Source organism: bacterium, assembly GCA_021371935.1.
Lineage (GTDB): Bacteria > Armatimonadota > UBA5829 > UBA5829 > UBA5829 > UBA5829.
Genome location: JAJFVF010000005.1, coordinates 26,177 through 51,739, shown reverse-complemented (window position 1 = coordinate 51,739; position 25,563 = coordinate 26,177). Strand labels below are relative to the sequence as shown.

Below are 25,563 nucleotides of genomic sequence, written 5' to 3'. Positions count from 1 at the left end.
TTACCCCCTGTACAAACCATTATTCATGATGTAGTTTTCCACCGACTCAGGCACCAGATATTTGATCGACTTACCTGATCGCACTCTCTCGCGCAGATCGGTGGACGATATGTCCACACCGGGCATCTTCAGCGGCTCGATATTGATCGCGAAGTTTTCAGGCAGGAGTCTGAGCACGTCTTCGACTTCCTGACCGGGTCTATTCGCCACCACAATCTTGGCCAGTTCTTGAATGCCGTATGGGTCGCGCCAGCTCATAAGCATTGCCGCTTCATCGGCTCCAAGCAGCAGATGGATGTCGACATTTTCGCCATAGAGCTGTTTCAGTTGTAATAACGTATCTATCGTATAAGACGTTCCGCCGCGCTCGATTTCTATCGTCGAGCACTCGAAGCTCGCATTATCTTTTACGGCAAGATACGCCATTTTGTGCCTCGCAAGAGCCGGAGCTATATCATTCCCCGACTTATTGGGCGGGTCTGACGCCGTGATAAACAGCACTTTATCCAGGTCGAACCTCTCTCTTGCCTGTTCCGCAAGTATCAGGTGACCGTAATGGATCGGGTCGAACGTGCCTCCCATTACTCCCAGGTGTCGGATGCCGGGTGATGGGTGATGGAAGATGGCTTTATCCTCTGAGTTGTCCATTGCCCGTCACTATATACTTATACGTCGTCATCTCCTCGATACCCATTGGTCCGCGAGCATGTAGCTTTTGAGTACTGATACCCATCTCGGCTCCCTTGCCGAATTCATATCCATCCGTAAAGCGCGTGGAGACATTGACGAACACCGCCGCCGCGTCGATCCGGTTTGTAAATTTGCGCGCCGCACTATAGTCTTCTGTCACAATCGCTTCGGTATGCCTGCTGCCATATTTGTCTATATGCTCGATCGCTTCGTCAACCCCCGATACAATTTTTACGGCAAGGATGAGGTCGAGATATTCGGTAGCCCAGTCATCATCGGTCGCCTCTATTAGTCCCGGCACGATTGCGCGAGATTTTTCATCTGCGCGGACCTCGACGTCTGCATCAGCCAGACGCTTACATATAATAGGAAGAAACTTGGGGGCGATTTGTTCGCTCACCAGCAGAGTCTCCATTGCATTGCACACACTGGGGTTCTGAACCTTTGCGTTAAAGACGATCTCATCGGCCATCTTGATATCCGCGGCGCCGTCCACATATACATGACAGTTGCCGTCTCCGTGTTCGATCACGGGAATAGTCGAATTCTCTATCACTGTCTTTATCAGACCTTTGCCGCCGCGTGGTATCAGACAGTCCACATATGGCTTCATGGTCATCAGTTCACGCGCTGCAGCACGGTCGGTAGTCGTAATTATCTGGACTGCTCCGTCTGGCATGCCGACTGAGGTGATCGCATCGCTAATGAGTTTGGCGATAGCCATATTGGAATTGATCGCTTCAGAGCCGCCTCGAAGTATGACGGCATTGCCGGATTTCAGGCAGATCGCCGCGGCGTCGGCAGTGACATTCGGTCTTGACTCATATATGATCCCAATTACGCCTATCGGCACGCGCACCCGGCGTACTTCCATACCGTTGGGCCGCAGATATCCGTCGATTGTCTCGCCCACCGGGTCGCGGAGTGCAGCTATCTGGCGAACACCGTCAGCCATCTGAACGATTTTCTTGTCGGTCAGTTCGAGGCGTTTGAGCATTGCCTGGCCGATGCCGGCCTTTTCGGCAGATGCGAGGTCTTTTTTGTTCGCCTCAAATATGGCGGCTTTGTTGGTCTCGAATGCATCGGCCATTGCCATCAGAGCCTTGTCTTTTATGGCGGTTCCAGTTGAAGCCAGCAATGGCGCAGCGGCTTTAGCCTTTTTGCAGATTAGTTCGACTTCAGACATCTACCTTGCTCCTTGAAATCGGGTCATATGTTTACCAGATTATATATCATTATACAGTGCCTGGCATTTTGGATACAAGGTTTATGCTTATAGTTTTGGGATAGAATCAGTAAAGGCTGGCAGACACTCATAAGAATGTCAATGCCAGCCTAATAGTGACTAAAATTCTAGGGGTAAGTCGTTAATCCCATGACTCAAAGGCGCCTATGTCGACAATCGTAGCGATGCGCTGATGATGCCAAAAATCCTTTGTTCTCGCATAGTCAGGGAGACCGCTAGAGGAATCAATGTAGCTGTTGCTGCCCATTTCTTCACACACTGAGTCTCTATCGAGTCTATAATCGTCATTAGGCCGGTCCCAAAATTCCGGGTCTACATTGATGTCATTATCCGGCTGCCAATTGATTGGGAAACCCTGATAATTAGCGATTGCGTTTCCATACACACAATTATGGGAAACAGTCGGTGTTCCTGCTGACGCATCATAGATTCCATTACCTGCTTGGAATACTATGATGTTGTTCGCAATGTCTGGTGTGCCCGTGCAATAAATGGCAGCTCCACCACCATCCGAGAAGCCGTTGTCCGATATTGTGTTGTTAACAATAATCGCATCGCCGTTGCTGGAGGCACAAGTGATCGTGCATGTTGACTCGTGGCGTGTCTCATAACCATTGTTGTTATAGATAAGGTTGTTGACCAGCTTGACAACACCCGTACAAGAGATCACAGGGTCGATATTATCGCAGTCAACCACCTCATTATGTGAGAATGTGACATCTCCGGTAAGGTCGATTCCCGACAGATCTGTCAGTATAAAACCGTCGATAGCGGACGAACCGCTGGTGACTGTTGCAGTAATGTAACCACTATTGATGGTCGTAGTGTTGCTGCCCCAGTTTCTGCTGTCAAGTAAAGTTTCCGTGCCGTCAAAGCCTCCAAAGAGCTTTACACCGGTAGGTATTGCGGTGGAAAGCGAGTATGTGCCTGTTTTGACCCACACCTCATCACCGCTTGAGGCCACGCTCAAGGCTCCTCCTATGGTGGCCTTGGCCAATGCCCATGTCGAGCCGTCATTTCCGTCACTGCCGTCAGTCTTTACATAGATTACTGATGCCTGAGCCGACACTGCCGCAATAATGAGCAAACATACTGCCAACACAAAAAAGCTAAATCTGTTCTTCATCAATTGCCTCCTGTTCAAGTTAATGAGGAAACCAGACGGGTGGTCGATAGGTCTTATTGGCATTGAGATTGCATTTTTTGCAATTTATGCATCCATTCAACACGATGTCAATCGTAATTGTTCTATATTATCTGTTCACCTCCGTTCGATATGAACCTGACTAACCCATCAATGAGCATATGATAACAAGCGTCCATTAGAGAATCAATGATGAATATAATATATTTCATTCATCGTATCGTGGAAGATTATGCACGTGTGTGACTGTGTCTGGTATTTTGTCAATCATTCTGAAATATGCAGGTTAATTGTCAACGTTGGGCTTAATTCTTTGGGGTGTGGTGATAGATTAAGCTAAGCAATTTACGGTCAGTAAAGAGTCACATTTCCTGTGGAAATCTGACTTAGTAAATTGCACGTTTGTATGTGGTTTTACTGGTGTGAAAAACTATAGTGGTATACAAGCGACCAACAGTGATTTACTTAGATGCTGTTTTCGCGTGCTTTTTCTATATCCATTCTGATCTGTTCAACGAGTTTTTCAGGACTGTCGAAAGTTATCTCATCGCGCATGCGTCGGAGGAACGTTATATCAAGTTTTTTGCCATATAGGTCTCCGACGAAGTCAGAGAAGTGTACTTCAACGGTGGTGTTGTCCCCACCGAATGTGGGCCTGCTGCCGATATTGCATACTCCGGCATATGTGGTATTGGAAATAGTGGATTCGACAGCATATACGCCGCGTGCGGGTATGATTTGACGTGGAGCCGTTCGTATATTTGCTGTCGGAAAGCCGAGTGTGCGGCCAATCTGTTCTCCTGTGACTACTTCTCCACGCAGTGCGAACGGTCTGCCGAGAAGTTTTGTGGCACCGGGCATATCGCCGCGAGATATAAGCGCACGAATACGAGTGCTGCTTGCCGGTCCGCCGTCGACAATGACTGCCGACACTGCGGTAATGCCAATGCCTGTGTCTGAAGATATTTCGTTGAGATATCGAATATCTCCGGCACGGTCTTTGCCGAACCTGAAATTCGAGCCGATCACAATCTGTCTGGTCTGCAGAGTTTTCAGGAGAATTTTGTCAACAAAGTCTTCGCGTGTCAGGTTTGCGAGTGTGTGGTCGAACTCAGCCACAATCACTTCATCGACACCCATCTCTTCGATGAGTTCTATCCTTTGGTCGAGGCTGTTTATATACTGCGGAGCACGAGTTGGAGCGAGAATTTCGGCAGGATGTTTGTCAAATGTAAGTGCAGCGCTTTTGATCCCATGTTCGCCAGCGGTATGCACCAGCTTTTCCAGGATCGCCCTGTGTCCCCAGTGCACGCCGTCGAACACACCTATTGCAACCGCACGTCCATTTGACTCTCGTCCAACATTGTCAAAGCCGTATATAACGCTCATTTACTCCTCATAAAACTCCAGAGCTGACAGACCGATGGCTCCACCATAACACACATTATTGTAGATAATAGTGCGCAAACAGGCAAGTAAAGAGGCAATAATTCTATATATTGCAATTACGTCAATATACTTATTGACAAACTGCCATGGCGGATGCATAATACAAATACCATGCATTATGTAGCTTAAAAAATAGCATATGGTATTTTTTAGATTGAAATGCTGATTAGGTCATCTTGGGAGAGGTGTTTGCTGCGATGAGAAAAAGAGGGTTTACGTTAATCGAGCTGCTGGTAGTAATTGCAATCATAGCGATACTGGCGGCAATACTGTTTCCTGTGTTTGCCGGTGCGAAGGAAAAAGCCAGGCAGACTGTCTGTCTCAAACACGGTGGGCAGCTTGGAATGGCCTTAAATTTGTATTTGGATGACCACAACGGTAAGTTCCCGCTCTGCTGGATGTTTAGACCTGGTGACAGCACACTGACATGGGCGCATGGTTTGTACAAATACACAAAGAGCCTGGATGTATATACCTGCCCGTCTGTTCCAAGCAGGCGTTTCACTGCAGACACAACGGCTGGTTACAGCGCGGATGCCGATAGGAAGACCGGCGGATGGGGCTACAACACAAGTGACGGTGGAGGCGGCAAGGCTAATGGTGTCGGCCGCGGCAAAAACAGCAATATGTATACACCCGACCCTTACAATATATCTGATCTGGTATCAGCGAGCAGGCACATTGCATTTGGTGACAGCAAGTCCAGCGATGATTCCGATATTGCTTACCTATTCCCCGGCTACACTGGAAGGAACGCCTTTAATGATGTCATCAAAGCACTTACTTCCGGCAGCTTTTATGTTCCTCCGGATTTCAGGCACAATGGTGGAGCGATCTTCATTTTTTGTGATGGTCACGCAAAGTGGTTTAACAAGACCTATATTTATAATTGGCAAACAAACGGCCATTACTGGTATGTCGATAATAGAAGCCATTAAGCAGCGACACTACATTATCTTATCGACACGCCACTGCCGTCCCACTTTAACCATTTCAAGGCAATAGCCGCGAGTCGGTTCACCATCATTATAGTTTATGGAGACATCGAAACTGAGCGCATTTTTTCCGGCGGGTTTGGGGTTGCTGATTTCAAATGAGCCGCCGCTGGACGTAATGTCGCCATAATATTCTTCAGAAATCGCGATCAAATCCATCCCACGTGATTGAAGGTCTTCCTCCAAGCGGGGCGTCGACAACTCGCGTGCATCCCTGACTTTTCTCTGGGTCATTGCGCTAAACCATTCATTTGCGACATCTTTCGGCGGAACCGTGCGCATGGAGTTGAGGATTATCGCGATGACTACAAGCACCACTACGCCTGCTGCCGCGATCCACATATTTCTTGACGGTCGCCATGCAACCTGGCTGTCATATTCATAATTATCGCCGCGGATCGTGCGTGTTCCGCATGCTATGCACACTTTCTGGTCTTCATGAAGCTCAGCACCGCATTTTTTGCATTTCACGTCTTGTCACCTTCTCTATCAGAAAATGCCTATTTACTCTATTACGCATGCTCCATCTTCTGCAGTGCAGATATATAGGTTTGGAGCAAGCCCCGTCTTCTTTTCATATTCTACGGCTACCACCGATGTAAATTGTTCCACGAATTTATCTTTTACCAGGCTGACAGAGCATCCGCCGAATCCTGCTCCGGCCATTCTATTACACAGCGAGCCTGGCGCATTGCGGCACACCTCTGCCATCGCGTTAAGTTCAGCGCAGCTCACTTCATACAGATCGCGTGCAGAGTCGTGAGAGGCATTCATCAGCTTTCCGAAGCCCTCGAAGTCACCCTTTTCGAGCACAGCCCGGCTCTGCAACACACGCTCGTTTTCGTAGATCACATGCTCAGCGCGTTTTCGCACCACATCCGGTAGTTTGTCCTTATACTTCTCGAAATCGGCGGGCGAGACATCTCTGAGCTGAGTTACATTTGGAATCCACTTTGCAAAGAGTCTCGATGCTTCCTCACATTGACTCCGCCGCAGATCATACTCACTGTCAACCAATCCGCGGCGCTTCATGGTGTCGCAGACGACTATCTTTACCCTGGATGTGTCGAGTGGAAACTGATCATATTCCAGGGTGCGGCAGTCGATAAAGAGCGCATGGTCTTTTTTACCCAGCCGCGAGATAAACTGGTCCATGATGCCGGTGTTGACTCCTACGAACTTGTTCTCAGCCTTCTGGCCGATCAATGCCATTTCCGGTCCGCCAAGGTCGAACCCAAGCAGGCTCTGGAACAGGAAGCCGGTCGCCATCTCGATAGCTGCCGAGCTGGACATTCCCGAGCCTATCGGCACATTTCCGTGCATCACGATATCTGCGCCGCGCAGTTCGATACCCGCTTCCTGCAGAAAAAGCACCACCCCACGCACATAGTTGCTCCATGTGTTTACATCATCATGGACGATATCGTTGAGCGAAAATTTTGACTCTGCTTCAAAATTTTGTGAGTATACCGAAACCGTCCCATCATCTCGAAGCCGCCCTGCTGCAATCACATCGAGGTTCACAGCCACCGGCAGCACGAACCCGCCATTATAGTCAGTATGATTACCCATCAGATCGACTCTGCCGGGAGCCTTTACAATTATTGTTGGTGAAGAGCCGTACAGCCGCTCGAAATCAGCTTTTATCTTGTTTAACCTGGTAGACATCAATCAACTTTTTTGGCGAGGTCATCTTCGCCGCACGCAGTGCGCGCGCCCTTTCAGCCAGCGCCTTAACCCTTTCTCCGAAGTCTTTGTTGGCTTCTTCCCAGCGGCGGATCAGCTTATGTCCGTACGCGCGATAGAAACATTTCCATGCGCGGTTATATATCTGCTTTTTTGCCCAGTCCCATTTTCCGCTGAGTATGCTCAAGTTGATTTTGAACGTAAACTTGAGCGTTTCCAGTCCACAGAGCATTTTAACACACTCTCGCAGACTGTAAAAGCGCTTCATGACCTTGAATGTCTCTTTCTGGAGTTCATAAGGGCTCATCTTTACTGGCTGATAGACGACGTGCTGTCCGTCGTAGAGCTGCCAGTCCCTTGTGAGCAGCCGATCTTCACTGACCATCTTGTCATAATACGGCGTGCCCGGCAGAGGGGTGAGGATCATGAACTGAGTTGTGTCTATGTTGTTTTTGAGGGCGAAGTTGAGTGTTGTCCGCAGACTCTGAGCGTCATCATTCTCAGCCCCGAAGACGAACATTCCGTGCGTCATGATCCCATAATGATGCAGTATCCGTATTGATTCAGCTATCTCTTCCACAGATTGCCGCTTGTTATATTCTTTGAGTGTGGCCGGGTTCACCGACTCGAAACCTATATAGAGCATACTGCAGTTCGAGCGTTTCATCAGCTTGAGCAGATCTTTGTCTTTTACCACATCCACCCGCGCCTGAGCCGTCCATTTTGGCGTGATCCCTTTTGAAAGAAGGGTGTCGAGCAGCACTTTCGTGCGTTCACGGTCCGCCGTGAAGTTGTCGTCATAGTAAAAAATACTTTTGGGTTCAAGCTGCTCTATTTCTTCTACTACGTTTGCGATGCTGCGTTCGCGGTATTTCCTGCCGAACATTTTGGTGACCGAGCAGAAGCTGCAGTCGAATGGACATCCTCGCGAGGTTGCAATTGGTGTAATTTTGATCTTTTCATGCCCTTTGATGAGCGAGAGGTCCGGGAACGGCAGCGCATCCAGGTCACAAACCAGCGGTCTTGCAGGGTTATGCCTGATCTCATTGCCTACCTTGTATGACAGACCCGCAACATTAGCCAGTCCTGAGCCGTTGTCCAAAGCCTCCACCAGCTCAACCATCGCATATTCGCCTTCGCCCCTTACGCAATAGTCTGCGTGCTGAAGTGCTTCTTCAGCGAGAAAAGTCACATGCGATCCTCCGACTACGACCGGTATCCCGGCTTCTTTAGCCAACTGGGCAATTTTGTAGCCTTCAGGTGCGGTGGAAGTTGTGGTGGATATGCCTATCATATCTGACGAGAGCAGATCAGTGTAGTCCACATCCTGAATATCCTGGCAGTATATGGACACGTCTATGCCTTTATTTTTAAGCATAGCGCCCATCAGAGGCAGGCCGAGCCTGGGCAGCGCTATGCCCGAGTAGACATGATAGCCCGGCGGTTTAGGTTCAACAAACGTGACTTTTCTTATTCTAGACAACTCGACGGTCTCCTTTCGCGAGATTTAACACTCGCCAAAACTTACCCCATGTGCACTGCGAAGGAAACCAGACTGAAATGACCCGAGCGAGCACCCGAATCATCTGTACGCGGACTGTCTCCGCGGTGTAGAGCATAGAGAGCCGTCATCATGTTATACCCTCGCATCGATATGCACAAGGATAAATGGTATAATTTATCAATCTACTTCAAACAGGGGAATCAATTGCAGTCAATACTCCACGCAATAACACAATGGACCACAACGAATATCGAGGCACTCGGTTACTACGGCATTATGATAATGATGGGTATCGAGAGTGCCTGCATACCTTTGCCAAGTGAGATTATTATGCCCTATGGTGGATATCTGGTCTTTAAGGACCCGTCGCAGTTCAGCATCTGGGGTATGGGTGTGGCAGGTGCGCTCGGGTGTGTATGGGGGTCGATGGTGGCGTATTGGGCAGGTAAATACGGCGGCAGGCCGTTTATCGAGAAGTACGGCCGCTATATACTCATCCGCCACAAAGACCTGGATAAAGCGGATGCGTGGTTTGCAAGATATGGCGATGCTGCTATATTTTTCAGCCGTCTGATGCCGGTAGTTCGGACGTTCATTTCATTTCCCGCCGGGATATCAGGAATGAAATTCTGGCGGTTCATCCTATATACTTTCCTTGGTTCGCTGCCTTGGTGTATTGCTCTCGCATGGGTTGGCAAAGCCTTGGGACCACAGTGGGATACCACGCTAAAACCCTATTTTCATAAAGCAGACACTGCAATTCTGGCTGTAATAGTGATCCTTATAGTGCTGTATGTTTATCACCATATCAAGAGCGAAAAGGAATATCGGAAAAAGACGCAATCATAAGTTTTAAGGAAAAACAGCCGGGGCATCCCTGCCTCCGGCTGTTTTTCTTGCCTTGGTGCGAGTATCACGGGTTCTAGCCCGAATTATGCTCGTCGAGCTATTTCGGGTCCGGGCCGCGCATCATTCACGTTTCTCGTGAATAATGCGCGCTAGGCATCCCTGCCCAGTTCCGCGATAACATCGTCGGTCAATCCTGCATTAAACTCATCCCATCTGGACGTGCTCCATATTTCGACTTTATCGCTCAATCCGATTATTGAAATCGCATCGCCGGTCTTTATGCCGGCGTGGTTCATTAAGATCGAAGACATCGGCACGCGGCCCTGCCTGTCGGGCGTACACTCACATGCTGCGCCCAGGAAATATCGTTCGAGCTTGACTCCTCGTTCGTCCAGGAGCGTTTTAGGTGTGAGTTTTTGTTGAATTTGCGTCCAAGTATTTTCAGGAAACACCCACAAACAGCCGTGCAGACCTTTTGTCATTACGAATCGCTCACCCAGCTTTTGCCGGAAGCGCGCAGGAATGACGGTTCGTCCTTTATCATCTACTGTATGTTCGTATGCGCCTGAAAACAATCTAATTCCCAAATCTAAAATATAAAATTCTAAATATCAAATACGCGATATCGTATAGGTCGTTTGCGTGATGGATGTCGAACAAGTCTGGCGTGTTTGATCCCATCGAAATTATGCTCATCTGCCGCCAGCAGGGACTTAATAAATTCTATGTTGTTTACCTTGTTGCCGGCTGCGGCTGCTTCTGCCGTGCATCTTGCGCAATAACTCCTGGTTGCCAGCACACCCCCATCATTATCAGAGAGGTTGACGGTGGTAGTTGGAAATGGGTCCACATTGCCACAGATATTGCATTTCGGAATCGGCAGGAGTCTACTTCCCGTATGCCTTGCAAGTTCTTTTATGATGCGGCAGCTTAGTTCATCAAACGATCTCTGGGTAACGACAAATGCATAGTTGTTTTTCAGAACATCTTCGATTTCATTGAGCATACTTGCATTTGATTCATGTGCCTGTACGACATAGCTGACGAGTCTTCCTTTTGATAGCTGCCTGATCATAAGTTCGGGTTCCAGTTCGGAAAAGAGTCTGGCAATTTCTCGCTCTTCATTTTCTGAGCGTGTTTCGACCAGATAAACTGCTCTAAGGCCATTTGGTTTGGGATCAACGCAAATTTCCCGAACTGTATCCATTTTCTCTGATTTGGCGGGCATTTCGGAGCTCCTTTGGTGCAATGGTATCCCTATATACCACAATTTACCACTTTATACCCCAAAATTATATTGCAAGGCAGCAGTGTCGTCAATACATACTTTGAAAATCTATGTGGGATGATCAAATGAGATGTGTGATAGATGTTTGCCCCACGCCGAGGAAGTTGCGTGGGGCGTGAAATTACTATGGGGTTTGCAGCCCTACAAACAGCCTGCTGTCTATATCTGCCAGCGGGTCTGTTTCATTGCGGACGGCTGCATTTGCAAAAACCACTCCAGGTTTTTCGGACCGCATCGCCCTTGCCAGCACGCCATAACCTTGCGCGAGTTTAAGCTCCTGTGCACCGTAGACATAGTGGATCTGAAGCGTCTGCGCAACTTGTGATAGTTTCTTGCGTGTATCGCCGACTAACGTCCATATTTGATCCAGCTTCATACCATCTCTGAACCCGCCTGAAATATAAACACTGCTGTTTGATGCATCTGTTGCCTGTCCATAGGGTCCAATGAGTTTTCGGATACTTTCCACCGAACTGCGAGCCCCGCTCTTTGCAGAGATAAGTTGGGGACCTATGTCATCAGAGTCGAAATCGGTGTCGGACTCTATCAGTTCAGTGACCTTGTCGACTTCAGTCCCATTTTTCAGACTCGATCCGGCAAACGGGCTCAGTGATGCGCCCGATGATTTGCATACTTCAAATCCCAATCGCATAAGCTGCTCGCAGGCCGATATAGCAGCATCAACTCCATCTCGTCCGAGTAACTTGCTGAGCGCACTTATAACCTTGTCTCTGGTTATTAAGCACCCGGTAGTGCCGATTTCGGCTCCGATTATTGTTTCGATCTTGTCCAGACCCGCTGTGCTTCGGCTTAGCTGGGCAAGTCCCCACATGGCTTCATTTGTCGGGCTGATCCATCTTATCAGCGAGTGATCACGCCTCAAGTGACCTGCTATCGACATCAGTTCACCTGCTTCGCGCTGAGCTTCATCTGTAAGCGGAAGGAAGACGGCAGCCTGGTCGCCGTCATTGTCGCTGTTTAGGAGCATACATGCGATCTGGTGCAGGCGGATCGATCTACCCGGCACTCGGATGGGATGAAAAGCCAGCAGACAGGTAGGCATAAACGTTGGCGCTCGATTTATAATTAGCCATGAGTCCGCCATGATCTCGTCTATGGTTTGTGACGCCTCATCATCCTTCATATCCTTCAGAGGCTTGCAGGTCTTCTTTTCCACAAATGGTCCAAAGAGCGCCCGAGCCATTTCATCCGGTATACCGACCTGGTCTGCATGCAGGTCTGAAGCGGGCGATAGGACTGTTCTGCCACTAAATAGCACCTGATTAAAAAAGCACATCTGTTTGTGAGATATGAGCGCATCGAAGTAATCTTCTATTGCTGTTTCCAAATCAGCTTTCAGCTTACTCTTGAGACTATCAGGTGCTTTGGTTGCCAGCAGACGCCTCATCTTATCATTGATATCTACCAGTGATTGATATTCTGGAATGTTTTCGATTACACCGACTTCAGTTACCTCATGCCCAGCCGACCATGGGTCTCTGACTGCGCATGCCAGGTTGAGCCTGTCACCCTCAATGCCTGTTTTTTTAAACTCAACACTGTTTCCGGTGAAATCGGCGCTTATGCCTGTCGCATTCAAGTGTTTTTTGAGCCTGTCGAACATAGGTGTTGTCGGTCCGGGCAATTCGACGGTGTGCTCGGCTGCCCGTTTTGCTAGTGTGTGGCTGTCTTCACGCTCCACAGATCGCAAGTTGTATGTCTCAGCGATATTAGCATATGCTCCGATATCTCGCATAGCGTGATATTCATACTCGCCCTGCAGATTGAGCCGTTCGTCTGGGCTGACGGCATAATGAATCTTATAGGATGCGATATGAACGGTCCGGCCCCAGTAGACCCATCCCACAGTGCTCCGGCGCGCAAGTTGCTCACCATCCTTGCCGTTGGTTAAGGTCTCCATACCATCATCGGGCAGCCCGGATTTTGCCAGGCGCTCTTTAAGCTCTGATTCGGACGGTCCTTCAAACGGCGGCGCAATAATGGGCTTGCCTTCAGCATACGCGATCCTGCCGAGGAGGGCTTCACGGATCTGACCGAAGTTAAGGCGTTTATCGATTCCGCAAAAACTGAAGACCAGTTCGACAGGCGTGCCGTCCGTCATATGCGGCATCTCGTCATCCGGCAATATGTTTCCGATCACACCCTTTGCGCCATGCCGGTTACTGAATTTATCTCCGACCTCTACGGGTATATCATAATGCATTCGCTTGGCTGCTGATTCGCTGATTATAATGCCGTCTTCGTATGTCTCTGGTCCCCAGAAGATGAACGCAGTAAGCAGGTTGTATCCGCACCAGAAATCGGGCACGTCCGGCTCATTACTTGTTTGCACCATTGCCTGTTCCGGGTTGATCGGCGGAATCCACTGCCGCATCATGTTGACCCCCATCAACTGGTGGACAGGATTGTTATGTTCAAGCAGAGGGACTGTGGATGCCGAGAGTCCCAGCTTCGCGCTTGGGCAGTTGTCGAATATCTCGATTTTGCCGTTTTCAATCCGTGCTCCCAGAGCCATACTGAAGATATGGCCGATGTTGGGGCCTTCCGGTGTTTGGAACGGGCATACCCGGCCAAACTGGCTCGGAGTCACGACATCCTCTATGTCTTCGATCAAAATTCGCCTTAGATGGGCTATTGCAGCCAGCCAGTTGGTTGTATCCTGAGCTTGCCCAGTCGCCCAGTGGTCGTAGTCACCATCCGCGGATGTTATAAGGCTGCGGACCCACATATCCAGAGGCAGTATTGTGCGTATAAAATCCTCATCCGGTGGGGGCGTATCGTGTCCGGTTTCTCCAATACGCTCCTCAATATAGTCATATAGCTGCTCACCGACGCATTTGATCTCGGCTTTATCCAGGTGAGCGGATGATGCAATCGGCACCACCACTCGCGGCCTGTCGTCAACTCGAAAAATCCCCTCATTGTCTGGGCTGAGTATGTCATATATCACATTGAATTCGTTATCGTTTGCATCTATTGAAATTGTCACACGACATGTGTAATCATCCACTTGTTCGGCATTATATCCGGCAAGAGGAAGCTTTGCAGCGAGCAGTTCCGGTAGTTTTTGATTCACAAAGTGATCGAAAGATGCTTTATGCCATGGTGCTGTGTATGAGCCTTGCATCAGAGTTCCTCCCATTCGGAGCATATCTTGTCCCATTGCCGGGCAAGATGTTTGCGTGCATTATGAAGGCGCGATTTGATTGTCCCTTCCGGTATTCCCAGAGTCTGCGCAGCTTCGCCGATTCCCATATCCGACTCGTGCACAAGCCGGATCACTTCACGTTTTTCTTCCGGCAGATCGTCTACCAACCGCCTGGCCATTGCCAACCGCTCCGATATCTCCAGAGCTTCTTCGGGTCCAATAGTCGCTTCATCCACCATCCACTCGGGGACTGAAGAGTTTTCCTGCTCACCGGTAGAGCTGTGTCCTTCCAGCGGCACTTCCCTTTTTCGCCGCCATGATCGCAGGCTGTTGAGCGCGAGATTTGTGGCTATTTTAAGCAGCCAGGATATGCATGCGCCGCTGTGGTCCCATTGGTCGGCGTGCTGCCATACTCTCAGGAACGTCTCCTGCAAAACATCCTCTGTCGCATCCGGATTGCGAAGGATTTTGCTGATATGAAGCCGGACACGCTCGCGATGGCGCTCGAAAAATACCTCGAACGCGTCAGTGTCTTGCTGTTGTATCGCCTGCAGAAGATCCATATCGGACCGCATCAAAACGCCCTCCATAACTCAAGACACCGCACACCAGGCAAAGGTTCATCAGAAATCGCATTTCCGAGTCTGTCCTCATACTGTATAATACTTGTATGAATAATGATAACATCACTCCCATGCGTCCGAGCCTATTCAGAGCTATACGCAAGGGTTTCATTGACGCGTATGACCACCTGGGCTATGTTGTATTCATGACGTTTACCACATTTGTATTGACGACCCTGATTGCGGGTCTTATGTCATTTGTCTGGCGGTCTATAGGCACACCAAATGTGGTGAAAATATTATCAATGCTGCCTGCTGTTTTTATCGCCTACTTATGCGCTGTAGGTGTTAATTATTTTGCCGGTATGTCTGCATATCGGCAGCATCCCATATTGCTGGACACACTAGACGGCATACGCAAGCTCATCAAGCCCGCACTGAAGATGTTTATAATCGACACGATTATCACTGTTGTCCTTGTGGCGGATTTCATTTTCTTTTTTGTGATGATCGGCAGCAGGCATACTTTTATCTTCGCGGTGCCAGCCATTTTGATCGGATATGCCACTTTCACGTGGCTGTTAATGTTGGTCTATCATCTGCCGCTGCTTGCCAGTCAATTTTTGTTGGAATCGAATCCGAGTGTGAGGGTGATTTTACGCAAGTCATTCCTGCTTTTGGCGGACAATCCCGGCTTTACAGTAGGGCTCTTTCTTGTTATAATCGCGTTTGCAGTGCTCTGCGTAGTCCCCATGTTTATTGGGATCGCGTTCCTGTTTTTAGGGGCCTCCGCGTTCCTTGTCACCCATGCTTTGCGCGAACTCTTCGTCAAGTATGGCATCGTTGAGCAGGAGCCGGAAGTTGTGGAGGATAATTGGCCAAACAAATAATTACGGCGTCCTCCTACCTGTAGGCGAATATCAAATAAAAATCTTAAATACTAAATCCCGAATTGGGGGCTGTGCTAATGTTTGATGTGACGTGTTTAGGCATATTAGTGGCTGATGTAATAGGCAAGCCGGTGGAGAGTCTGCCCGAGAGAGGGAAGCTGAGCCTGGTTGATAGGATGGAGCTTCATGGCGGCGGCTGCGCGAACAATACCGGTATCGGCCTGGCAAAGATAGGCGTCAAGACTGCGGTGATCGGCAAGGTCGGGATGGATGGTTTCGGCGATTTCATGGTGAACCTGCTAGAAAAAAGTGGGGTCAACACAAGCGGAGTTGCCCGAGATAAGTCTGTTGCCACCTCTGCGACCATGGTCATGGTCCACGGCGATGGCGAGCGCAGTTTTATTCATTATCTGGGTGCCAACGCAACCCTTTCCGAAGATGATGTGAACTGGGATGTGGTGAAAGACTCGAAAATACTGCACATTGCCGGTTCATTTTTGATGCCCGGGTTCGACGGTCAGCCGACGGCCAATGTGCTCAAGAAGGCCAAGGGGCTTGGAGTTACAACTGCGCTGGACACTGCTTGGGACTCCAAGGGTCAGTGGATGAAATTGCTGGAACCTTGCCTGGAGTATGTCGATTATGCGGTGCCGAGCATAGAAGAGGCGCGTATGGTCACCGGCAAACATGACCCCTCGGATGTAGCTAAGGCATTGGTGGATAGGGGTGTCGGTACGGTCGCGCTCAAGATGGGCAGCGACGGCTGTTATATAAAGAGTGCGGATGGGGAAGTGCGAATCCCTATATACCGTGTAGATGCGGTTGATGCCACGGGTGCGGGCGATGCATTCGCGGCAGGTTTCCTTGCCGGTCTGGCGAATGGTTGGGACATGGAGCGCACGGGCAGGTTTGCCAATGCGACGGGTGCATTTTGTGTGACGGCTCTCGGCGCAACAGATGGAATAAAGGATCAGGCCGCAATCGAAAAGTTTATTGCCGAACGGGAAGCCTAAGCAATGCCGGTTGTCACGATCAATATCGCAAAAGGTCGTAATATCGAGACCAAGCGCAAACTGGTTCGTGCAGTTACGGATGCGGTCGTATCGACACTCGATGTAAAGCAGGAGTGGGTAACCGTGTTCATAGAAGAGTTGGACCGGCAGAGCTGGGCCAGCGGCGGCAAGTTACATGCAGACATCTTTGGGGAAGGATGTGGTATGCAGGGAGTTGGAGAAGTCAAAGACAAATGAGCGCAGCAGGATCGCGTGTAATGGTTGATGTGGAGCTTAAAGAGGTCACCAAGGATTCATGGCCTGAGGTTATGAACCTTGCATTCAAGTTGGAGCAGGGTGGGCTTGTAGCTCCCAACTTCTATAAAGTCCGTGAGTTTAAGGCTGAGCCTACATTTGTTCAGCTTGCTGTTTTTCATGGTGATGAGATAGTCGGCTTTGCGATGTATGGCCTGGACCCGGATGACGGCAAGTATTGGATATACAGATTGATGATAGACGTCGATCACCAGAGGTGCGGCTTCGGCAAAGCGGCTTTGATAAAGCTGATCGAAATTATGGGTGAGTTGCCTGACTGCGATGAGATTTTTGTCGGTTACCGCCCTGAGAACTTCGTGGCGCATGCGCTGTATATGAGCGCAGGCTTCAAGCGGACAGGTCAGATGCTCCAGGGCGAGTTTATTGCAAGGCTGGATTTGAATAAGAAGTCTACCTGAGCCAGAGATTATGAAAGTACGCGATCTGATTAAGCAACTTGAGCAGAATGGCTGGTATATTGACCGAACCCGTGGGAGCCACAGACAATTCAAACACCCAGCTAAACCTGGATTGGTTACCGTACACGGCCATCCATCAGATGATGTGCCTATAGGCACACTTAACAATATTTTCAAGCAGGCACAGATAGGGAACAAACGATGAAAGAGTATATTGTTGTCTATGAGCACACGGAAAATAACTGGTCGGCTTATTCACCGGATGTACCTGGGTGCATGGCCACAGGCAAAACACGCTACGAAGTGGAGAACAACTTCAGGGAAGCGCTTGAGTTTCACATTGAAGGATTGAAAGCAAGTGGAATGCCAGTGCCCGAGCCGAGTTCAGAGACAGGTCATGTGAGCGTGGCGGCATAAGCCTATATCTGAAAAGGAAAAATGGGCCTACCAAGGATTCCAATCAAAGCTGACAAGCTATAAGAGTGGTGTTTATATTCTGTCACCCTGGAAAGAACTCGCAACCCATAATCCACAACTCACGAACCCATAACTAAAAAACTGGAAAACAACTCATGCTTAGTAGTGAACTCAGAACCAAATACCTGAAATTTTTCGAGAGCAAGGGTCACTTGATCCATGCAAGCGATTCCCTTGTGCCTGATGATCCAAGCCTGCTCTACACATCCGCCGGGATGGTGCAGTTCAAGCCCTATTTTGTGGGCGAAAGGGTGCCGCCTGCTGGCAGGATCGTGACATCGCAGAAATGTATGCGCACGGACGATATAGACGAGGTCGGCGACGCTTTTCATCATACTTTCTTCGAGATGCTCGGCAACTTCAGCTTCGGAGATTATTTCAAGCGTGACGCCATCCACTGGGCATGGGAGTTTCTGACCGAGACGTTGAAGATAAATCCAGAGCGCCTTTGGACCAGCATTTATATCGATGATGATGAAGCTGCTGATGTGTGGATCAAAGAGATCGGCTTTTCGGCGAATAGGGTCGTGAGGCTTGGCGAGGATAAGAACTATTGGCCCGCTGATGCTCCCAGCAAGGGGCCGAACGGCCCATGCGGCCCATGCAATGAGATATTTTTTGATACCAAGCCCGAACTCGGCCCGCCAGAGGATCCGGCATGGTCAATAGCGCACGACTCCAGCCGATTTGTCGAGATTTGGAACCTGGTTTTCCAGCAGTTCGACCGCCAGGAGGACGGCACGATGAAGCCGCTTCCTACGAAGAATATTGATACCGGGATGGGGTTCGAGCGTACTATTACTGTGCTCAGTGGGATGCCCAGCGATTATGAGACCGATCTCTTCCTGCCGATCGTTCAGCGAATCGAATCGATCTCCGGCGCCAAGTACGGCTCGGACGAGGATACGGACAAGTCGATCCGGGTGATTGCCGATCACATCCGGTCCGCCGTGTTTACAATAGCCGATGGTGTCATGCCGTCCAATGTCGGCCGGGGCTATGTCCTGCGCAGGCTGATCCGCAATGCGGTGGTTAAGGGTCGAGCCCTTGGCTTGAAGAAGAGCTTTCTGGAGCCTATCGTGCCGATAGTGGTCGAGATAATGGGCGATGTCTATCACGAGATTGCTGACAGGCAGGGCTATATCGAAAAAGTGATCGGCAGCGAGGAAGAGAAGTTCCGCCATACACTCGACAGCGGCATGCAGCGCCTCGAGGATCAGATCGAACTGGCCGTGTCTTCCAATCAGAAGACTCTGGACGGTGAGTCGGCATTTACTCTATACGATACCTATGGCTTCCCGCTTGAACTTACCATAGAGATTGCAGCCGCAAAGGGTGTCTCGGTGGATACAGACGGTTTCGATGCCGCGATGGAGGAGCAGCGCAGACGCGCCAAAGAGTCCAGTGATTTTGCGACCCAGCTCTTCGGCGGCGGCGGGACGATCATAATCGAGCTTGAAAAGACAGTTGAGGCTACCAAATTTATTGGCTACGAAGAGACCGCCTGCGATGCAAACATCCTGGCGATAACCAAGGACGGCGAGCTTGTAACCTCTGCAAATGAGGGTGACGAGGTCGAACTCGTGCTGGACGAGACGCCGTTTTATGCGGAAATGGGCGGCCAGGTAGGCGATACCGGGTCGATAGTCAACAATGGCGCAGCCCTGGAAGTCCTGGATACGATCAAGGCTTCACACTTTTTCTTCCACAAGGGCAAGATGCAGTCTGGGACTATCTCGGTTGGCGATGCGGTTCAGTGCAAGGTGGACAAAAAGCGCCGCATGTCTATAGCCAGAAACCATACGGCAACTCACCTTTTGCACACTGCTTTGCATGAAGTCCTGGGTGAGCATGCCTTGCAGAAGGGTTCTCTTGTGGAACCAGATAGGCTCCGGTTCGACTTCTCGCATTTCCAGGCGGTCACTCATGACGAACTGCGCCGCATCGAAAACCGTGTAAATGAGTTTATTCTTGAGGATGTTCAGGCCAACGTCACCATCTCCAATATAGATGAAGCGCGAAAGATGGGGGCAACAGCCCTGTTTGGTGAGAAATACGGCAACCAGGTCCGCGTAGTCAAGATGGGTGATGTCTCGATAGAGCTCTGCGGCGGCACTCACCTCCAGCACACCGGCCAGGTCGGTTTGTTTAAGTTGATGAGCGAGTCGAGCGTAGGCGCGGGTCTGAGGCGCATAGAAGCGGTGACCGGTGAGGCGGCTGTCCATTATGTCAACGAGATTGAGGATCAGCTTCAAAAGACAGCCGATGCTCTTGGTTCATCCATATCTGATACTGTTTCGGCAGCCGAGCGTGCCGTGCAGGCAGCCAAAGATGCCCAGCATGAGGCAGATGTGCTCAAAAGCCGTGGAGCCGCCGAGCAGGCAGGCGAACTCGCCGATTCTGCGCAGGAAGTCGGCGGAGTCAAGTTCGTCACTGCTTCTGTCTCGACAGTCGATGTGCCGACCCTGCAAAAGCTCGCCGATGGCGTTGCCGATAAGCTCAAGTCCGGTGTGGTGGTGCTTGCAGGAGTGTCCGACGGCAAGGTTTTGTTTATCGGCAAAGTCACGTCCGATCTTGTCTCCAAAGGTTTTCATGCAGGCAACACTCTGCGCGAGGTTGCGAAAGTGGCGGGCGGCGGCGGCGGCGGCAGACCCGAGTTTGCCCAGGCAGGCGGTAAAGACGCGAGTAAGGTCGACCAAGCTCTCGCAAAAGCCGTAGATATTATCAAGGCACAGGCAAGTTGATTTTTAACACATCAAATAACCTCTCCCCAAATGTACCAGCAATTCCCCCTCTGCCTCGGAGGGGGGCGGGGGTTGGTAAGCTGCGTTTTGCCTATAGCATATTGCTGATTTTGCTTGTAATGCTGCTTGCTACAACTGCAGAAGCACGAGATGCAAGCAGGCAGACAAAGGTTGTTGTAGTAGTGACCAACCGTCTCACACTCGACGACCTGACCGATCCTTCACTGCATGCAATCACCAAACTGGTTCATAATGGCGCGATAGGGCTGATAAGTCCAAACTGCACTGGGTCAAAGAGTGAGCTTTCATGCATGCTCACAGCCGGTGCGGGTGCAAGCTGCCGGGGTGGGGGTTTTCTGCGTGACTTTTATGATTCTCGTGAAATGACCAAATACGGCGTCCCGGCATGTGACGCATACGCCAGTCAAACAGGCTGCAAAGCCGGTCCGGGTTCGGCTGTTTTTTTGGGATTGGGTCCTGCGCTGCGCACGAATATCGAGCTTGCAAAACCAGCCAGGTTGGGGATTCTTGGTGATGCGCTTCACGTGTCCGGCAGGAAGACGTGTGTCAGTGGAAACTCGGACATACATCCTGGCCAGATTGATCGATCAGCAGCGGCTCTGGCAATGGACTCACGCGGTCAGATAGATTTTGGCCGGTTGAGTCATTCTTCGTCTTGCGATGCTGATTTTACTGTCATCGACTTCGGTTCCACTACGCGCCTTGACGATCTCAAGGACCGCATGACCGACAAGGCTTTCGCACTGCAAAAGAGCCGGGTTATGCAAGATCTGGACAAGTTGGTCGACAGATTGATGGCTGATGATGTCAATCTCGTGCTCGTATCATTCAGCCTGCCGACCGGAAAACCTTGGGATAGGCTTACTCCAATTGTGATCTATGCCCCTCAATATAAAGGCGCTTTGACTTCTCCTACGACCCGCACCATCGGACTCATCGCGGCAAGCGACTTTGCTCCGACGATTCTGAACATGTTTTCATTGACTGCTCCGCCCGAGATGCTGGGCAGAGCGGCAAGTGCCATTCCATGCGCGAACAAGCTCGATTTGGTGCGGGATCTAGACATGCGGGTCCATACTCATCAGATCATTGTCGCTCCTGTCATCTATGTGATTATGACGATCGGCGCCCTCACATACATATCCGCGATATTGCTGCTTGCTTTTTCTATCCGAGCGCGCAGGAGAGTATACACTCTCGTTCGTATAGGGCTGGTTACGGGCTGTGCGTCTTCCCTGGCTATGCTGCTGGCCGTGTTTGCCCCGGCGGATATCGCTTCTCAACTGACTGCCATATGCATATTCTGGTGTCTGATTGTTGCGGCGAGTTTTGGTGTTGGTCATGCTTTAAGAAGAGCTTTCGGACTGCGTGCCGCACCCATGCTTGCGATGTTCACACTCGGCTCGGTAGGGATTATAGTCGATGCCGTCACCGGCGGCGGTCTGTGCAGATATGCGCTGCCGAGTCAATATCAGCTCAGCGGGTTCAGATACTATGGCATCGGAAATGAATATGCCGGTCTGCTGATCTCCATGTCTGCTCTTGTCGTCATATTCAGCGGGCAAAGACTGCGCAGATATCTTGCTCCGATAGTCGGGATATTGGTGATATTTGTGATGGGTATGGGCAGGGCTGGCGCAAACTATGGCGCCACGATCACTGCATCCGTCGTATTTGGCCTGATTTGCACTGCCGTTATGAAGGGCCGGTTTGGGCTGCGCCATGTGGTGTCGGCATTTACCGGCGGGGTTGCAATTCTAGCGATATTGGCCGTCGTCGACTATCATGTTGCTGGTTCCACAGCCGCACATGCGGGTCGAATGGCAAACCTGGTCCAGAGGATCGGCGGAGATTATGTATTCTCGCTTATAGTACGAAAGGTCATGCTCAATCTTAGGATCATCGTTCGACCCGAAGCGATGATTGCATATGCCGTGCTTATTCCCACATATTTGCTCTGGGTATACCGAGTGCCGAGCAGGTTCAAGGAAGCGTTCATGAGCGACAAACCGACCACTGCGAGTCTTAAGGGTTTGTTGATCGGAATGCTGGTGGCGCTCATATTCAACGATTCGGGCATGGTGATGGCGTTGATAATGTTTGGAATGTTCTCTTCTCTCGTTCTTTATTTTATGATGGAGACCGCCGCCGGCAAATCTGAGGAGGCAAACAGTGCCTAGGATAGCGGCTCTGGATGTCGGCGATGCCACAGTCGGGGTTGCCGTAAGTGATGAGCTTTGCATTACGGCGAACCCTGTGACCACTATCAGGCGTAGTAAGAGTATAAAGGCTGACCTGCGGGCCGTGGTGGAGCTTATCAAGGAACTGGATGCATCCATGGTTGTGGTTGGGCTGCCGTTGGATTTGAGTGGTGAGGAAGGGATTCAAGCTGCAAAAGTAAAAGACTTTACGGACAGGCTCACAAAGCGCCTGCGTATTCCTGTAGTTTTATGGGACGAGTCCTTGAGCACTGTCGAGGCGCAGGAATCTCTCATTGAGATGGACATTTCGCGCAAAAAGCGCAGGAAAGTGATCGACCAGATGGCCGCAGCCGTCATATTACAGAGCTATCTTGCCAGCGAAGAACGCCTCTGATTTAGTATTTTATATTTTATATTGAGTATTGATTTATGTGCTTATGAAAGAAATTTTTGTTAAAGCAAAACCTTATGTTATCGTTCTGGCTGCCGTGTTGGTTATAACCGGCCTATGGCTGTTTATCTGTCTGCGTCCGATTTCCGGTGATGCTTCTTCCGTCCGTGTGGTTGTGTTGAAAGGATACACTGCCAGGGATATCGGCAAATCTCTGGATGAACAGGGTCTGATCAGAAGCCCTTTTGTATTTGTGCTTGCGTGCAAAGCGGGTGGTGCGACTGAGAAACTCAAACCCGGTGTCTACGAACTGAGCCGCGCAATGAGTATGCCACAGATGATAGATCACCTGGTCAACGGCAGGACGCTCGAGAGCTGGGTCACAATTCCCGAGGGTTTTACAACACGCCAGATTGCCGATTTGCTTCAGAGCAAACAGCTGACTGCCGGGGACGCATTTTTAGGGCTTGCCTTCACCGCCGGCAGCGAGTTCCCGGAATATTCGTTCATCTATGGCAGTTCGCTTGAGGGCTATCTCTTTCCAGACACATATCTGATAGCAAGGGGCACGGATGCTCAGGGCATAGCTCGAAAGATGCTTGATGCTTTTGGTCGGAAGGTTATTGAGCCCAATCGTGCTGAGATAGAGCAGACTATAAGTGATAGATTTGGTCTTGGCAAGCAGTCGTTTGCCAAGGGTTTGAACAAGCTCTTGATATTGGCGTCCATGATAGAGCGTGAAGCGAAGGTCCCTGGTGACAGGCCGCTCATATCAGCCGTGCTGTGGAACCGCCTGTCAAAGGGTATGAGGTTGGAGGTGGATGCCACTGTGACATATATGCCCGGCGAGAGCACTGACAATAAGGACAAGATATATTACGGCGATCTGCATAAGGATTCTCCGTATAACACATATACTCATGCAGGTCTGCCGGCAGGTCCGATATGCAATCCTGGTCTGGCATCTATCAAGGCGGCTATGCATCCGGCAGATGTGGACTATTTGTATTATGTTGCTCGACCTGATGGGAGTCATCATTTCAGCAGGACGTTTCAGGAGCACATTGCAGCCAAGAACTCGATAAAGAATGGTGGCCGCTGATATGGGTGAGATGCTTGAACTGTTTCGACCCGATCAATACGTGCGCAATATAAGCGAGATCGACCTGGTCGTGCTCAGGCAGAGCGGTTATGAGGCTCTGATGCTTGATTTGGATAATACGATTCTGCCGTGGGCGAGTTCACAGGTTCCCGAGTCCAGCAGGTGTTGGGTCGAATCGGCCAAAGCCATGGGCATGAAGATGTGCATTATTTCCAACACGCACAATCCGAAGCGATTGGATGCCGTTGCTCGCGAGCTTGGAATCTCCTGTGTATTCAGGGCATTGAAGCCGCGTCCGCATGGCTTTAACAATGCATTAAAGATGTTGGGTTGCAAAGCCGAAAATTGCGTCGTAGTGGGCGATCAACTGCTCACGGACATACTCGGCGGCAACTGGGCGTGTATGCATACGATTCTGGTCGAGCCTATGCATCCAAAAGAGTTTATCGGCACAAAGCTCAGCCGCTTGCTTGAACGATGGATCATGCATCGCCTGCGCAAAGTGCCTGCTGCTGGAACAAACGGCTGTCTGTGCAAGTCAGAAAAACAGGATACCAAGTGAACATACTCGGCAAAACACGTGTTTTGGGCGTATTCGGGCACCCAATATCTCACAGTCTGTCGCCTGCGATCCATAATGCGGCGATTGAGGCAATGGGAATAGATTACGTGTATGTGCCGTTTCATGTACTGCCCGAGGATCTTGAGAGAGCGGTTGCCGGAATCAGGGCGATGAACATTGCGGGGATAAACGTCACGATTCCCCATAAAGAGAGCGTCATCGCATATCTCGATGAAGTGAGCGAGCGGTCGATGAGGATTCATTCCGTAAACACGATCATAAATCGAGACGGATATCTAGTTGGGGATACGACCGACGGTCCCGGTTTTCTCAAATCGGCGGAGTCTGAGTGGGGAAAGCTGGACGGACGCAGAGTATTGATACTTGGGGCAGGCGGTTCGGCAAAGGCAGTAAGCTTTGCGCTTGCCGAGATCGGATGCGATATAGCGATAGCGAATCGGACGCCTGAGAGGGCGACGCAGCTTGCCGAGGGTTTGAGTTCAGTCTTCGGGAGAGGAATTGCGAGGGCTGTAGAGATGGACAGACAGACTCTTGCGGATGAGGTGAAGAGGGCAGACCTGCTGGTAAACACCACATCGGTGGGCATGACCCCGGATATAGAATCTGTTCCAATACCGGCCGAGTTGCTGCATCCAAATCTGATGGTGTACGATCTCGTATATAACCCTCCGGTCACCCGGCTGGTCAGCCGGGCTCGTGAGGTCGGAGCGAGAGCGGTCAATGGCTTGGGGATGTTGGTTCACCAGGGTGCATTATCGCTTGAAATGTGGACCGGGCGACAGGTGCCGATTAATGTGATGGAAGAAGCGGCTGCTGTTGTGTTATAATTTTTTTGTGTCGCGGAT

Annotated in this window: 25 protein-coding genes; 14 read left to right on the top strand and 11 right to left on the bottom strand. The window is 50.3% G+C overall.

The window, feature by feature from the left end; all coding sequences use genetic code 11:
- From nadD to LLG46_04190, 4 genes are all read right to left on the bottom strand, one after another.
- Positions 1-648, bottom strand: a complete 648-nt coding sequence (gene nadD, locus LLG46_04205; GenBank protein MCE5322503.1) for a nicotinate-nucleotide adenylyltransferase — start codon at positions 646-648, stop codon at positions 1-3.
- Positions 629-1,876 carry a glutamate-5-semialdehyde dehydrogenase gene (locus LLG46_04200; GenBank protein ID MCE5322502.1) on the bottom strand — a complete coding sequence of 416 codons (1,248 nt, stop codon included), beginning with the start codon at positions 1,874-1,876 and terminating at the stop codon, positions 629-631. Before LLG46_04200 ends, nadD begins: the two co-directional genes overlap by 20 nt.
- 181 nt (positions 1,877-2,057) lie before the next feature.
- Entirely contained in the window at positions 2,058-3,062 is a 1,005-nt protein-coding gene (locus LLG46_04195) for a right-handed parallel beta-helix repeat-containing protein (protein ID MCE5322501.1), read from the bottom strand.
- A gap of 483 nt (positions 3,063-3,545) precedes the next feature.
- Positions 3,546-4,469, bottom strand: coding sequence for a bifunctional riboflavin kinase/FAD synthetase (locus LLG46_04190; GenBank protein ID MCE5322500.1), 924 nt, complete (start codon positions 4,467-4,469; stop codon positions 3,546-3,548).
- A 257-nt stretch (positions 4,470-4,726) separates the two neighbouring features.
- On the opposite strand from LLG46_04190, the gene LLG46_04185 reads away from it, so the two are divergent.
- Complete coding sequence (locus tag LLG46_04185; protein MCE5322499.1) at positions 4,727-5,467, top strand: prepilin-type N-terminal cleavage/methylation domain-containing protein; 741 nt, start codon at positions 4,727-4,729, stop codon at positions 5,465-5,467.
- A 9-nt stretch (positions 5,468-5,476) separates the two neighbouring features.
- On the opposite strand, the gene LLG46_04180 is transcribed toward LLG46_04185, so the two are convergent.
- The 3 genes from LLG46_04180 to LLG46_04170 are packed head-to-tail and all read right to left on the bottom strand — an operon-like array spanning position 5,477 to position 8,693.
- The gene (locus LLG46_04180) at positions 5,477-5,995 is read right to left on the bottom strand and encodes a zinc ribbon domain-containing protein (protein MCE5322498.1); all 519 of its coding nucleotides are present in this window, start codon (positions 5,993-5,995) and stop codon (positions 5,477-5,479) included.
- A 33-nt stretch (positions 5,996-6,028) separates the two neighbouring features.
- Positions 6,029-7,192 (bottom strand): galactokinase, encoded by a 1,164-nt coding sequence (locus LLG46_04175; protein MCE5322497.1) that lies wholly within the window; start codon positions 7,190-7,192, stop codon positions 6,029-6,031.
- Positions 7,161-8,693 carry a B12-binding domain-containing radical SAM protein gene (locus tag LLG46_04170; GenBank protein ID MCE5322496.1) on the bottom strand — a complete coding sequence of 511 codons (1,533 nt, stop codon included), beginning with the start codon at positions 8,691-8,693 and terminating at the stop codon, positions 7,161-7,163. The genes LLG46_04175 and LLG46_04170 overlap by 32 nt, the downstream gene beginning before the upstream one ends.
- Positions 8,694-8,918: 225 nt before the next feature.
- On the opposite strand from LLG46_04170, the gene LLG46_04165 reads away from it, so the two are divergent.
- Positions 8,919-9,563, top strand: a complete 645-nt coding sequence (locus tag LLG46_04165; GenBank protein MCE5322495.1) for a DedA family protein — start codon at positions 8,919-8,921, stop codon at positions 9,561-9,563.
- A 149-nt stretch (positions 9,564-9,712) separates the two neighbouring features.
- Here the strand turns inward: LLG46_04165 and mraZ are convergent, their stop codons facing one another.
- The 4 genes from mraZ to LLG46_04145 form a co-directional block, all read right to left on the bottom strand.
- Positions 9,713-10,138 (bottom strand): division/cell wall cluster transcriptional repressor MraZ, encoded by a 426-nt coding sequence (gene mraZ, locus LLG46_04160; GenBank protein ID MCE5322494.1) that lies wholly within the window; start codon positions 10,136-10,138, stop codon positions 9,713-9,715.
- Between the two features lie 29 nt (positions 10,139-10,167).
- The gene (locus LLG46_04155; protein ID MCE5322493.1) at positions 10,168-10,791 is read right to left on the bottom strand and encodes a hypothetical protein; all 624 of its coding nucleotides are present in this window, start codon (positions 10,789-10,791) and stop codon (positions 10,168-10,170) included.
- Between the two features lie 184 nt (positions 10,792-10,975).
- The gene (locus LLG46_04150; GenBank protein ID MCE5322492.1) at positions 10,976-13,999 is read right to left on the bottom strand and encodes a hypothetical protein; all 3,024 of its coding nucleotides are present in this window, start codon (positions 13,997-13,999) and stop codon (positions 10,976-10,978) included.
- Positions 13,999-14,595 carry an RNA polymerase sigma factor gene (locus tag LLG46_04145; protein MCE5322491.1) on the bottom strand — a complete coding sequence of 199 codons (597 nt, stop codon included), beginning with the start codon at positions 14,593-14,595 and terminating at the stop codon, positions 13,999-14,001. The genes LLG46_04150 and LLG46_04145 overlap by 1 nt, the downstream gene beginning before the upstream one ends.
- Before the next feature lie 95 nt (positions 14,596-14,690).
- On the opposite strand from LLG46_04145, the gene LLG46_04140 reads away from it, so the two are divergent.
- From LLG46_04140 to LLG46_04085, 12 genes are all read left to right on the top strand, one after another.
- A complete protein-coding gene (locus LLG46_04140) occupies positions 14,691-15,473 on the top strand; it encodes a hypothetical protein (GenBank protein ID MCE5322490.1) in 783 nt (260 codons plus the stop codon).
- Positions 15,474-15,550: 77 nt separating this feature from the next.
- Positions 15,551-16,486, top strand: coding sequence for a sugar kinase (locus LLG46_04135; GenBank protein MCE5322489.1), 936 nt, complete (start codon positions 15,551-15,553; stop codon positions 16,484-16,486).
- Between the two features lie 3 nt (positions 16,487-16,489).
- Positions 16,490-16,723, top strand: coding sequence for a 4-oxalocrotonate tautomerase family protein (locus LLG46_04130; protein MCE5322488.1), 234 nt, complete (start codon positions 16,490-16,492; stop codon positions 16,721-16,723).
- Positions 16,720-17,199: a GNAT family N-acetyltransferase gene (locus tag LLG46_04125; protein ID MCE5322487.1), complete on the top strand. Its 480-nt coding sequence runs from the start codon at positions 16,720-16,722 to the stop codon at positions 17,197-17,199. Before LLG46_04130 ends, LLG46_04125 begins: the two co-directional genes overlap by 4 nt.
- A gap of 10 nt (positions 17,200-17,209) precedes the next feature.
- Entirely contained in the window at positions 17,210-17,404 is a 195-nt protein-coding gene (locus LLG46_04120; GenBank protein ID MCE5322486.1) for a type II toxin-antitoxin system HicA family toxin, read from the top strand.
- Positions 17,401-17,616 (top strand): type II toxin-antitoxin system HicB family antitoxin, encoded by a 216-nt coding sequence (locus LLG46_04115; GenBank protein ID MCE5322485.1) that lies wholly within the window; start codon positions 17,401-17,403, stop codon positions 17,614-17,616. Before LLG46_04120 ends, LLG46_04115 begins: the two co-directional genes overlap by 4 nt.
- A 155-nt stretch (positions 17,617-17,771) precedes the next feature.
- Positions 17,772-20,420 carry an alanine--tRNA ligase gene (gene alaS, locus LLG46_04110; protein MCE5322484.1) on the top strand — a complete coding sequence of 883 codons (2,649 nt, stop codon included), beginning with the start codon at positions 17,772-17,774 and terminating at the stop codon, positions 20,418-20,420.
- Positions 20,421-20,539: 119 nt separating this feature from the next.
- The gene (locus tag LLG46_04105) at positions 20,540-22,621 is read left to right on the top strand and encodes a hypothetical protein (GenBank protein MCE5322483.1); all 2,082 of its coding nucleotides are present in this window, start codon (positions 20,540-20,542) and stop codon (positions 22,619-22,621) included.
- Positions 22,614-23,036, top strand: coding sequence for a Holliday junction resolvase RuvX (gene ruvX / locus LLG46_04100; GenBank protein MCE5322482.1), 423 nt, complete (start codon positions 22,614-22,616; stop codon positions 23,034-23,036). Before LLG46_04105 ends, ruvX begins: the two co-directional genes overlap by 8 nt.
- A gap of 43 nt (positions 23,037-23,079) precedes the next feature.
- On the top strand, positions 23,080-24,135 hold the full coding sequence (mltG, locus tag LLG46_04095) for an endolytic transglycosylase MltG (protein ID MCE5322481.1): 1,056 nt from the start codon (positions 23,080-23,082) through the stop codon (positions 24,133-24,135).
- Between the two features lies 1 nt (position 24,136).
- A complete protein-coding gene (locus LLG46_04090) occupies positions 24,137-24,697 on the top strand; it encodes a YqeG family HAD IIIA-type phosphatase (protein ID MCE5322480.1) in 561 nt (186 codons plus the stop codon).
- Positions 24,694-25,545, top strand: coding sequence for a shikimate dehydrogenase (locus tag LLG46_04085; GenBank protein MCE5322479.1), 852 nt, complete (start codon positions 24,694-24,696; stop codon positions 25,543-25,545). Before LLG46_04090 ends, LLG46_04085 begins: the two co-directional genes overlap by 4 nt.
- Positions 25,546-25,563: the final 18 nt, after the last annotated feature.